The 11,553-nt window shown below is 70.9% G+C and carries 8 protein-coding genes and 1 pseudogene; 5 read left to right on the top strand and 4 right to left on the bottom strand.

Going from position 1 to position 11,553, the window contains the following annotated elements; all coding sequences use genetic code 11:
- Positions 1–333: 333 nt before the first annotated feature.
- A pseudogene (locus tag AQI88_RS09270) lies at positions 334–1,434 on the top strand (GTP-binding protein); the annotation flags it as partial.
- Between the two features lie 96 nt (positions 1,435–1,530).
- A complete protein-coding gene (locus AQI88_RS09265) occupies positions 1,531–3,396 on the top strand; it encodes a cellulase family glycosylhydrolase (protein WP_066995081.1) in 1,866 nt (621 codons plus the stop codon).
- Positions 3,397–3,448: 52 nt separating this feature from the next.
- Here AQI88_RS09265 and AQI88_RS09260 read toward each other — a convergent pair whose 3' ends face one another.
- On the bottom strand, positions 3,449–4,702 hold the full coding sequence (locus AQI88_RS09260) for a YncE family protein (protein ID WP_066994811.1): 1,254 nt from the start codon (positions 4,700–4,702) through the stop codon (positions 3,449–3,451).
- Positions 4,703–4,841: 139 nt separating this feature from the next.
- On the opposite strand from AQI88_RS09260, the gene AQI88_RS09255 reads away from it, so the two are divergent.
- Together AQI88_RS09255 and AQI88_RS09250 are read left to right on the top strand one after the other, a co-directional pair.
- Positions 4,842–5,504 (top strand): TetR/AcrR family transcriptional regulator, encoded by a 663-nt coding sequence (locus tag AQI88_RS09255; RefSeq protein ID WP_066994808.1) that lies wholly within the window; start codon positions 4,842–4,844, stop codon positions 5,502–5,504.
- A 123-nt stretch (positions 5,505–5,627) separates the two neighbouring features.
- Entirely contained in the window at positions 5,628–6,653 is a 1,026-nt protein-coding gene (locus tag AQI88_RS09250) for an alcohol dehydrogenase (protein WP_066994806.1), read from the top strand.
- A gap of 296 nt (positions 6,654–6,949) precedes the next feature.
- On the opposite strand, the gene AQI88_RS09245 is transcribed toward AQI88_RS09250, so the two are convergent.
- Positions 6,950–8,179: a glycosyltransferase gene (locus AQI88_RS09245; protein WP_066994804.1), complete on the bottom strand. Its 1,230-nt coding sequence runs from the start codon at positions 8,177–8,179 to the stop codon at positions 6,950–6,952.
- A gap of 204 nt (positions 8,180–8,383) precedes the next feature.
- Here AQI88_RS09245 and AQI88_RS09240 point away from each other — a divergent pair, with 204 nt between their 5' ends.
- The gene (locus AQI88_RS09240; protein ID WP_079057472.1) at positions 8,384–10,339 is read left to right on the top strand and encodes a ricin-type beta-trefoil lectin domain protein; all 1,956 of its coding nucleotides are present in this window, start codon (positions 8,384–8,386) and stop codon (positions 10,337–10,339) included.
- 11 nt (positions 10,340–10,350) lie between these two features.
- On the opposite strand, the gene AQI88_RS09235 is transcribed toward AQI88_RS09240, so the two are convergent.
- Positions 10,351–10,689 carry a hypothetical protein gene (locus tag AQI88_RS09235; protein ID WP_066994800.1) on the bottom strand — a complete coding sequence of 113 codons (339 nt, stop codon included), beginning with the start codon at positions 10,687–10,689 and terminating at the stop codon, positions 10,351–10,353.
- Positions 10,686–11,553: cytochrome c oxidase subunit I (locus tag AQI88_RS09230; RefSeq protein ID WP_208615742.1), on the bottom strand; the 868-nt coding region annotated here is incomplete at its 5' end. The genes AQI88_RS09230 and AQI88_RS09235, both read right to left, overlap by 4 nt.

Genomic DNA, 11,553 nt, shown 5'->3' with positions numbered 1-11,553 from the left:
GGGGCTGGTCGCGGGGGCGGTGGTGGCGGTCTTCGCGCGTGCGGGGTCGGCTGCGAGGAGGGTGGTGGCGGTCTTTGCGCCTGCGGGGCTGGTTGTGCGGGCGGTGGCGATGGTCGTCGCGTGTGCGGGGTTGGCTGCGAGGGCGGTGGCGATGGCCGTCAGGCGCGCGGGGCCGATCGTGAGGGCGGTGGCGATGGTCTTTGTGTGTGCGGGGTTGGTCGCGAGGGCGGTAGCGATGGTCGTCAGGTGCGCGGGCGCGGTCGCGAAGACGGTGGCGACGGTCGCCAGACGCGCGGACCCGCCCGCGGCAAGGGCGAGGATCGTCGCCAGGTGGGCAGGGTCACGGCGCTCGCCGTCTTCGACGGGGGCGCCGACCTTGGGCGGGACAGCGTCGGGGCGGGACGGATCGCCAAGGTGTGGGGACTCGGTGGCATCCGGATCGGTGACGCGCTCGGCGTGCCCGGCAGGGGCTACGAGCACCACTTCGCGCCGCCGACCCTGGAGACCGTCGTCGTCCCGGGACCGGGCACGGACCGGCGCTCCCTCCACCTGGCCCTCACCCAGCTCGCCGAACAGGACCCGCTCATCGGCGTCCGCCACGACGAGCGGCGGGGGGAGACCTCCGTCTCGCTGTACGGCGAGGTGCAGAAGGAGGTCGTCCAGGCCACCCTCGCCGAGGAGTACGGCCTGGACGTGGGCTTCAGGCAGACCACCACCCTGTGCATCGAGCGGCCGGTCGGCACCGGAGCCGCCGTGGAGTTCAACAAGAAGGATCCCAACCCCTTCCTCGCCACCGTCGGCCTGCGCGTCGATCCGGCCCCGCCCGGCTCGGGCGTGCGGTTCCGCCTGGAGGTGGAGCTGGGCTCCATGCCGTACGCCTTCTTCAAGGCCGTCGAGGACACCGTCCGCGAGGCCCTCGGCCAGGGGCTGCACGGCTGGCAGGTCACCGACTGCACCGTCACCATGACCCACTCCGGCTATTCGCCCCGGCAGAGCCACGCCCACCAGGGCTTCGACAAGAGCATGTCGAGCACCGGGTACGACTTCCGGGGCGTGACCCCGCTCGTCCTGATCGAGGCGCTGCGCCGCGCGGGCACCCTGGTGCACGAGCCGATGCACCGCTTCCGCATCGAGGCCCCGGCGGACACGCTGGGCGCCCTGCTGCCGGTGCTCGCCCGGCTGGGCGCGGTGCCGGAGAGCACCGGGGCCGAGGGCCCGGCCGGTGTCCTGGAGGGTGCCGTGCCCGCCGCCCGGGTCCATGAACTGGAGCAGCGTCTGCCCGGTCTCACCCGGGGCGAGGGCGAGCTGGAGTCCGCCTTCGACCGCTACGCGCCGGTCATCCGCGGCCCGGCCCCCGAGCGGCCGCGCACCGACCACAACCCGCTCAACCGGAAGGAGTACCTGCTGAACGTCACGCGCAGGGTGGGCGACTGAGCCAGTGATCCCGGACCAGGATTTCTGACTGATAGTCAACTTACTTGCGAGTCAGGAGTATTGACGCTGTCCGGACATCGCCGGACTGTGGTGTGCATGTCGAGCATCAGGGCGCGTCTGCTGACTGTGCTGGTCGTCCTCTGCGGATTCCTGACGGTGACGGGCGCCCCGCCCGCCACCGCCGCCACCCCCGCCGCTCCTTCCGGTTCCCTCTGGTTCGACGGCACCCCGCTCACCGTCCAGAACGGCCGCTTCACCGACGGACAGGGCCGCGAGGTCGTGCTGCGCGGCTACAACGTGTCCGGCGAGACCAAACTGGAGGAGAACGGCGGCCTGCCCTTCGCCTCGGTCGCCGACGCCCGCACGTCGGCGACCGCGCTGCGCGCCCTCGGCGGCGGCAACGCGGTCCGCTTCCTGCTCTCCTGGGCGCACGCCGAACCCGTGCGCGGTCAGGTGGACACCGCCTACCTGGCCGCCGTCACCGAGCAGATGCGGGCCTTCCTGGACGCGGGCATCCGGGTCTACCCCGACTTCCATCAGGACCTCTACTCCCGCCACCTGTTCAACACCGGAAGCTGGTACACCGGCGACGGCGCCCCCAAGTGGGCGGTGGACGCCGGAAGTTATCCCAAGGAGTCCTGCGGGATCTGCCTCTTCTGGGGTCAGAACATCACCCAGAACGCGGCCGTACAGAAGGCGCAGTACGACTTCTGGCACAACACCTACGGCCTGCAGGACGCCTTCCTCGCCACGGCCCGGACGAGCATGACGTACCTGCAACAGCACCTGAACGCGGGCGAGTTCGCGGGCATCGTCGGCTTCGACCCGTACAACGAGCCGTACGCGGGCAGCTACGACTCCGGCCAGGCCTCCCGCACCTGGGAGCGCGACCTGCTCTGGCCGTTCTACGTGAAGTTCCGTGCCCGCATGGACGCCGCCGGCTGGCAGGACAAGCCCGCCTTCGTCGAGCCCAACCTCTTCTGGAACGCGAACATCTCCACCCAGAAGCAGGAGGGCGGACTGCTGGACGCAGGCACGCTCGGCCCGCGCTACGTCTTCAACACCCACTTCTACGACCAGAAGGCCATCTCCGGCGTCCTGATGTGGGGCAAGGCGGCCGACGGACAGTACGCCTCCGACCTCGCCGCCGTCCGCGACCGTGCCTCGACGGCCGGTACCACGGCCGTGGTCAGCGAGTTCGGCCATCCGCTGTCCGGCACGGTGTCCGACAAGGCGCCGACCGTGCTCAAGGCGATGTATCAGGCACTCGACTCCCGTGTGCCCGGGGCGAGTTGGTGGAACAACCCGGCCGCCTCCGGGCCGGTTCTGTCCGGCTCGCAATGGCAGTGGGACCTCTACAACGGCCGCCACCACGAGCTGATGAACGGCAATCCCGACAAGGTCGTCACCTCCGGCGACGGCTGGAACGACGAGGACCTCTCCGCCGTGAAGCTCGACGACTCCGGGAACGTCACCCTGCGCCAGGACGCCCGGCTGCTCGACCGGATCTACCCGAGCGCCACCGCCGGCACGACCCTCGCCTTCACCTATGAGGACCGCTCCCGGGACGGCTCGGCCACCCTGACCTGGAATCCGGTGCCGAGTTCACTGCCGAACGTGGCACGCCTGGTGGGCTCGGGACAGTACGGGCTGCTGGTGTGGCGCTCCGGCGGCGGCACCGCACCCACCGAGCTGCACCTGCCGGCCTCCTTCCCCGCCTCGGCGACCACCGTCGTCTCCGACCTGGGCACGGCCTACGCACCGCCCGCCTACACCGCCTCGACCCCGGTCGGCGTGGCCGCCGAGCCGGGCGGTACCGGCAGCCGCCGGCTGCTGCTCACCGACACGGACTCGGGGGTCCTGCACTACGCGCTGGTGACCAACGGGGCGACGGCACCCTCGGCGGACCTGCTGGGCGCGGCCAGGTCCGAGCTGGCCGCGTGGGCGGCGGCGCACGTGTGACAGCCGCACGGCCTCCGGCGTGAGTGGGGGCACTCCGGAGGCCGCGGGCCGCTCAACTGCCGGCCGGACCGGTCCAGCCGGCCTGGACATGCCCCAGCCGGACGCGCTGCGGATGGTCGCCGACCGGGATCGACGTCACCTTTTGGCCCGTGGCGAAGTCGATCGCCGTGACCTGGTCGGCGCCGCTCTCGGAGACGATGCAGTCCTTGCCGTCGCCGCTGACCGTGGCCCAGTACGGCTTGGACGTGGGGATCAGCGGGCCCTCCTGGAGGGTGGCCTGGTCGACCACCGTGGCGTAGTCGTCCATGGTGCCCGCGACACACAGCTTGGTGCCCTCGGGGTTCATCGAAATGCCGTGGTGGCGTGAGTCGTTGACCCAGGTGGTGCGGTCCTCGCTGGTCGCCGGGTTCTTCGGCAGCGTCTTCACCCGGGTGATCTTGTCGGCGGCGAGGTCGTACTCCAGGAAGCCGTTGAAGAACGACACCTGGAAGTACAGCTTCGACTGGTCGGGGGAGAAGACGGCGGGCCGCACGGCGTCGGAGAAGGCCTTCAGGCCGATCGCGTCCAGCCGCTGGCGCATGTCGATGATCTTGACCTGCTTGTATGTGGTCGCGTCCACGACCGTGATGTGCCGGTCGCCCTTCGTCCAGTCCCAGGCCGGGTCGTCCAGGGCGGTGTTGACGTCCCCGATGGACATGTTCCAGATGTACTTGCCGTCCTTGGTGAAGATGTTCTCGTGCGGCTTGTCGCCGGTGGCGAACGACCCGAGCTGCTTGCCGCTGTTGATGTCCAGCACGTGCACGGTGTTCGCGGTCGAGGCGGACACCGCCACCCGGGTGCCGTCCGGCGAGACGGCCATGTGGTCCGCGCGGTAACCGGCCACCGGGAAACGCCAGTTGATCCTTCCGGTGGCCAGGTCGATCGAGACGACGTCCGCGAAGCTCGGCCGGGAGACCACGACCGACGTGCCGTCCGGGGTGGAGTACATGTCGTCGGCGAACTGGTCGTGTCCCTCGCCGACGCTGTTGCGGATCGCCATGAAGTAGATCCACTTGATGGGGTTCGCGCTGATCTCCGCCATCCGCTGGTCCTTGTCGGGGATGACGTTGATGCGGCCGACCTTCGCGAAGTCGCCGGAGGACTTGATCACATCGGCGGTGCCGTCCCAGTTGTTGCCCACGAACAGCACCTCGCGCAGATCCGGCGCGTCGGACGAGGCGGCGGAGGCGGCGGTCGCAGGGCCTGCGACGGTCAGCACGAGGGCGGCGGCTACGGAGCAAAGGTGCCTGGTTCTGGAGGCAGGCATGACTGCTCTCTTTCCTCGGGGAAATCTGAACACGGGTGCATTCACAGTGAACTTACTGAAAAGTAAGGAGGGGGCGGCCTTCTCGACAAGATGTGTGCACGACAAGATTGGGCCACCGGTGGGTGACGGAGGGGGAAGCGTGACGGGCAGGCTCAGGGCGCCGAAGGGCCGCTACGGCGGCCGGTCCGCCGAAGAACGGCAGGCCGAGCGGCGCCGCCGTTTTCTGGACGCGGCACTGGAGCTGTTCGGCGACAGCCCCGGCTTCCGCACGGCGACGGTCGCCGCACTGAGCCAGGCAGCGGGCCTGTCCACCCGCCAGTTCTACGAGGAGTTCCGCACCCTGGAGGACGTGCTCGCCGCACTGCACCTGGAGGTCAACGGCTGGGCGGAGCAGGCGGTGCTGGACGCGCTCGCCGCGGCCGAGGGGCTGCCGCTGGCCGAGCGGGCCGCCGTGCTGTTCCACGCCTACGCCCGCGACGTCACCTGCGACCCGCGCCGCATCCGCATCGCCTTCGTGGAGATCATCGGCGTCAGCCCCCGCCTGGAGGAGCAGCGGCTGGCCCGCCGGGCCCGGTGGGTCGACCTGATCCGCGCCGAGGCCGACGCGGCGGTGGCCCGTGGGGAGGCGGCACCGCGCGACTACCGCCTCGCGGCCACGGCCTTCATCGGTAGCGTCAACGGTCTGCTGCACGACTGGAGCGCCGGCTGGGTGGACGCGAGCCTGGACCAGGTCGTCGACGAACTCGTCCGCCAACTGCTCGGCATCCTGCGGCCGGAGGGCTGGCGTCCGGGGACCGCCTGACCCTCAGGCTCCCCGGGCCCGCGACTGCCCGGCCCCGCGGGCGTACCGTTCGACGCGCGCTATCGGCCCGGAGCTGGTCTGCTGGATCGAGGGGCCCCTCGTACCCGTTCTCCGGAGAAACGCATGAGTACGTATCGAGTCGCGCAGGTGACCGCCCCGAACGGCACGTTCGAGCTGGTCGAGCGAGAGATGCCGCAGCCCGGGTCCGGCCAGGTGAGGATCGCCGTGGACGCGTGCGGGATCTGCCACAGCGACGCCCTCTTCGTGAGCGGCGGACTACCGGGCGTGTCGTTCCCGGAGGTCCCCGGGCACGAGATCGCCGGGCGCATCGAGGAGCTGGGCCAGGGAGTGCTGGAACGGGGCTGGCAGGTCGGCGACCGGGTGGCGGTCGGCTGGTTCGGCGGCAGCTGCGGCCACTGCCGGCCCTGCCGCGAGGGCGACTTCATCGTGTGCCGGAACCTGAAGGTCCCGGGGTGGGCGTACGACGGCGGCTTCGGCGAGAAGGTGATCGCGCCCGTCGACGCCCTGGCCCGGATCCCCGACGGGCTCGCGGCCAGCGATGCCGGTCCCATGGCCTGCGCCGGCGTGACCACGTACAACGGGCTGCGGCGCAGCTCCGCCCGGCCGGGGGATCTGGTCGCCGTGCTCGGCCTCGGCGGTCTCGGGCACCTCGGGGTGCAGTACGCGGTCGCGATGGGCTTCGAGACCGTGGGGATCGCCCGTGGCCCCGAGAAGGCCGACTTTGCCAAGCAGCTGGGCGCCCACCACTACGTCGACAGCACCTCCGGCACTCCGGTCGCGGAGGCGCTGCAGTCCCTCGGCGGCGCCAAGGCCGTCCTGGCCACCGCCGGCAACTCCGAGGCCATCACCGCCACCGTGGACGGCTTGGCCCACCGCGGGGAACTGGTGGTCATCGGAGCGGACACCGAACCTCTCGGTATCACGCCGGTGCAGCTGCTCATGAGCGGCCGCGTCCTCCGCGGCCACCCGTCCGGCACGGCCCAGGACGTGGAGGACACCATGGCGTTCAGCGCCCTGCACGGCATCCGCCCGATGACCGAGCACGTACCGCTGGAGCGCGCCGACGAGGCCTACCGGAAGATGCTCTCCGGCAAGGCCCGCTTCCGGATGGTCCTCACCGGCGGCTGACGCCTCAGCCGCCCGGCGCGCGCACCGCGTCCGGCACGGGTGTCGCTCCGTCCTGCGTCCGGATCGGCGGGCGGAGCGTTCGGGCCCGTTCGCTGTACGACGCCTCGTGCGTGGCGCGGAGCAGTGCGGTGCTCACGGGTGGGTGAGGCCTCAGCCGCCCAGTGCGGTCACTGCGTCCAGCACGGGTGTCGCTCCGTCCTGCGTCCGGATCTGTGGGCGGAGCGTCCGGGCTTGCTCGTTGTACGAGGTCTGGTGCGTGGCGCGGAGTAGTGCCGTGCTCACGGGTGGGTGAGGCCTCAGCCGCCCAGTGCGGTCACTGCGTCCAGCACGGGTGTCGCTCCGTCCTCCGCCCGGATGCGCGCGCCGAGCGTTCGGGCCCGTTCGCTGTACGACGCCTCGTGCGTGGCGCGGAGCAGTGCCGTGGACAGGGCTTCGACGGTCAGGCGGCGTAGTGGTACGGCGGCCGGGGCGACGCCCAGCGAGACGAGGCGGGCGGACCAGAATCCCTCGTCGAACTGGATCGGGACCGGCACGGCCGGCACCCCGGCGCGCAGGCCCGCCGCGGTCGTGCCCGCCCCGGCGTGGTGGACCACGGCAGCCATGCGCGGGAACAGCGCCGAGTGCGGCACCTCGCCGATGCTCAGCATGTCGTCGCCCTGCGCCGTCAGCCCGCCCCAGCCGCGCTGGATCACCCCGCGCAGCCCGGCCCGCCGCAGCGCCGCCACGATCTGCGCGCTCAGCCGGCCGGCGTCCGGCACGGTGGCGCTGCCCAGGCCGACGAACACCGGCGGCGGACCCGCTTCGATGAAGTCCCGTAGTTCTTGGGGAAGGCGGGTCTCGGCGTCGTACGGCCACCAGTAGCCGCACACGCCCAGGCCCGGCCGCCAGTCCCGGGGCCGGGGCACCACCAGCGGGCTGAAGCCGTGGTGCACCGGCCAAAGCCGCCGTTCCCGGGTACGCCGTGCGGTGCCGGTGCGGATGGGGGGCAGCCCGAGCCGGGCGCGGACCGCGGGCACGGTGGCGGCGAAGACCCGCTCCACGGCGAGGTTCACACCGTGTCCGGTGAGCCGGTTGCCCGGCGCCCCGAAGGAGCCGCCGCCGAGCACGGGAGGAGCGAACTCCCGGGTGGGGGCGAGGGGTTGCAGATAGACGCCCATGCTCGGCAGCCGCAGTCCCTCGGCCACGGCATGCCCGAGCGGCGCCAGCGAGGCCGACAGCAGCAGGACGTCGCTCTCCCGCGCCGCCGCCACCAGGTCGTCGGTCATCCGCCCGACCAGCCGCCGGGCCAGCTCGACCACCCGCACCAGCTTTCCGGCGCCACTGGTGCTGCGGTGCAGCCCTCGGCCCCGAGGTGACTCCAGCTCCGTGCGCGGATCGACCGGCAGTGCGTGGAAGCGCACGCCGGAGCCCGCCACGAGCGGCTCGAAGCAGCCGTGCGTGACCAGGGTGACCTCGTGCCCGGCGCGGCCGAGCCGGTGACCGAGGCCGGTGTAGGGGGCCACGTCGCCCCGGGATCCCGCCGTCATGATCGCAACCCGCACGGTGGCCAGTATGGCGCGATCGCGGCCCGTACAGGTCCAACGATCCACCCCGCCCGGCGACTTCACGCCTGTCGCAGCCGTTGACTTCACCCCCAGGCGGCTCTACGGTCGGCGCGCAACCGTTCGGTTAGCCGATCCTCGTTCGAAATATCGATCAGAGGGGAATCCGTCCCGCACGCGGAGGAGCCGATGTACCCCCCACCCGGTCTTGCAAGACGCTGCCGAGCCGCCGCCGTACGCGCCCTCGTCCTGGCCCTGACCGCGGCCGCCGCCCTGCTGTTCGCCCAGCCTGGCCCGGCGCAGGCGGCGACCGCCCGCCAGGTGGCTGTCCCGGCCGCCCCCATGGGCTGGGCCTCCTGGAACAGCTTCGCCGCCAAGATCGACTACAACGTCATCAAACAGCAGGTGGACGCCTTCGTCGCGGCCGGCCTCCCCGCCGCCGGCTACCGCTACGTCAACATCGACGAGGGCTGGTGGCAGGGCACCCGGGACAGCGACGGCAACATCACCGTCGACACCTCCGAGTGGCCCGGCGGCATGAACGCCATCGCCGACTACATCCACAGCAAGGGCCTGAAGGCCGGCATCTACACCGACGCCGGCAAGAACGGCTGCGGCTACTACTACCCGACCGGCCGGCCGGCCGCCCCGAACAGCGGCAGTGAGGGCCACTACGACCAGGACATGCTCCAGTTCTCCACGTGGGGCTTCGACTTCGTGAAGGTCGACTGGTGCGGCGGCGACGCCGAAGGGCTGGACGCGGCGGGCAGCTACAAGGCGATCAGCTCCGCCGTCACCAAGGCCACCGCCGCCACCGGCCGCCCGCTGACCCTCTCCATCTGCAACTGGGGCAAGCAGAACCCCTGGAACTGGGCGCCGGGCCTCGCCCCCATGTGGCGGACCAGCACGGACATCGTCTACTACGGCAACGCGCCCTCGCAGACCAACATGCTCTCCAACTTCGACCAGGCCCTGCACCCGGCCGCACAGCACACGGGCTACCACAACGACCCCGACATGCTGATGGTCGGCATGCCCGGCTTCACCGCCGCGCAGAACCGCACCCACATGTCCCTGTGGGCGATCTCCGGCGCCCCGCTGCTGGCCGGCAACGACCTCACCGCCATGTCCGGCGAGACGGCCGCCCTCCTCAAGAACCCGGACGTGATCGCCGTGGACCAGGACCCGCGCGGCCTCCAGGGCGTCAAGGTCGCCGAGGACGGCACGGGACTCCAGGTGTACGGCAAGGTCCTCGCCGGCACCGGGAACCGGGCCGTCGTGCTCCTCAACCGCACCTCCTCCGCGCAGAACATCACCGTCCGCTGGTCGGACCTCGGCCTGACCGGTGCCTCGGCCGCCGTCCGCGACCTGTGGGCGCAGAAGAACCTCGGCTCGTACGCCACGAGTTACACCACCAGTGTCCCGGCCGGCGGCTCGGTGATGCTCAGGGTGAGCGGCACGGAGGCGGCGAGCGGCAGCTACAGCGCCGCCTCGACCGGGAAGTACACCGCAGTGAGCGCCGCGAGCACCGGCCTGAACGTCGTCGACATCGCCTACACCAACACCGCCTCCACCGCCGTGACCGGCACCCTCCAGGTCAACGGCCAGACCCCGACCACGGTCTCCTTCCCGCCGACCGGCTCCACCCAGGGCACGGTCTCGGTCCAGGCCGACCTGGCCAAGGGCTCGGCCAACTCCCTCACCGTGACCGGCGGTCCGGCTCTGGGCACCCTCACGGTGAGCCCCCTCCCGGGAACCGCCGGGGCGCTGCTCGTCGGCAGGCAGTCCGGCCGCTGCGCCGACGTCTACGACAACACGATCACCAACGGCACCCAGGCCGGACTGTGGGACTGCAACGGCGGCGCCAACCAGGCCTGGACCCACACCTCCCGCAAGGAACTGGTGGTCTACGGCGACAAGTGCCTCGACGCCTACAACCGCGGCACCACCAAGGGCACCAAGGCCGTGATCTGGGACTGCAACGGGCAGAGCAACCAGAAGTGGACCGTCAACTCCGACGGCACGATCACCAACGTCGACGCGGGCCTGTGCCTGGACGCGTACAACGGGGGTACGGGCAACGGCACCAACCTGGTGCTGTGGACCTGCAACGGCGGCGACAACCAGAAGTGGTCGCTGAGCTGACACCCCGGCCGCTAGGCGGCGGCGGACAGCACCAGCAGGCCCGTCGCCGCCAGCACCGCGCAACCGAGCAGGAAGCAGGCCACGAGCCGCTGACGCAGCGCCCGGTATCGGGTCTCGTACGTGTCCCGCAGTTCCTCGGCCCGCACGGCGGTGCGCCGCCACGACGTGCGGGCCAGCGCCAGGTACTCCGCCTCGAACTGCCGCTCCAGGTCGTCCCGTTGGGTATCGGTGAGCCAGCCGAGGCGGGCGGCGGCGCGGGCCGCCGCCGTACGGCTCTCCTCCCGCGCGGCGGCCACCACCAGGTGGCCCTCGATCTCCTGGACCAGCGCTCGCTCGTCCCCGGTGCTCATCGCCCGCTCAACTCCCGTTCCCGCAGCGGCACCTCGGGGTGATGCAGGTCGAACGCCGGGGACTCGCTGCGGATCCGGGGAAGCGTCACGAAGTTGTGCCGGGGCGGCGGACAGGAGGTCGCCCACTCGAGCGAGCGGCCGTAGCCCCACGGGTCGTCGACGCCGACCATCTCGCCGTACCTGGCAGTCTTCCAGACGTTGTAGAAGAACGGGAGCAGGGACGAGCCGAGCAGGAACGAGAAGATCGTCGAGACCGTATTGAGCGTGGTGAGCCCCTCGGCCGCCAGATAGTCGGGGATGCGGCGCTGCATGCCGTTCACGCCCAGCCAGTGCTGCACGAGGAACGTGCCGTGGAAGCCGATGAACAGCGTCCAGAAGGTGATCTTGCCGAGGCGCTCGTCCAGCATCCTGCCGGTCATCTTCGGCCACCAGAAGTGGAACCCGGCGAACATCGCGAACACGACCGTGCCGAAGATGACGTAGTGGAAGTGGGCCACCACGAAATAGGTGTCGGAGGTCGGGAAGTCCAGCGGCGGCGAGGCCAGCATCACCCCGGTCAGTCCGCCGAAGACGAACGTCACCAGGAAGCCGATGACCCACAGCATCGGCGTCTCGAACGACAGGCTGCCGCGCCACATGGTGCCGATCCAGTTGAAGAACTTCACACCGGTCGGGACCGCGATCAGGAAGGTCATGAAGGAGAAGAACGGCAGCAGCACACCGCCGGTGACGTACATGTGGTGCGCCCACACCGTCACGGACAGACCGGCGATCGCGATGGTGGCCGCGATCAGACCCATGTAGCCGAACATCGGCTTGCGGGAGAAGACCGGGATGACCTCGGAGATGATGCCGAAGAACGGG

Origin of the sequence: Streptomyces cellostaticus (genome assembly GCF_001513965.1) — a bacterium.
GTDB classification, from domain to species: Bacteria; Actinomycetota; Actinomycetes; order Streptomycetales; family Streptomycetaceae; genus Streptomyces; species Streptomyces cellostaticus.
The sequence above is the reverse complement of the archived record's forward strand: the minus strand, read 5'-3'. Positions and strand labels throughout refer to the sequence as shown.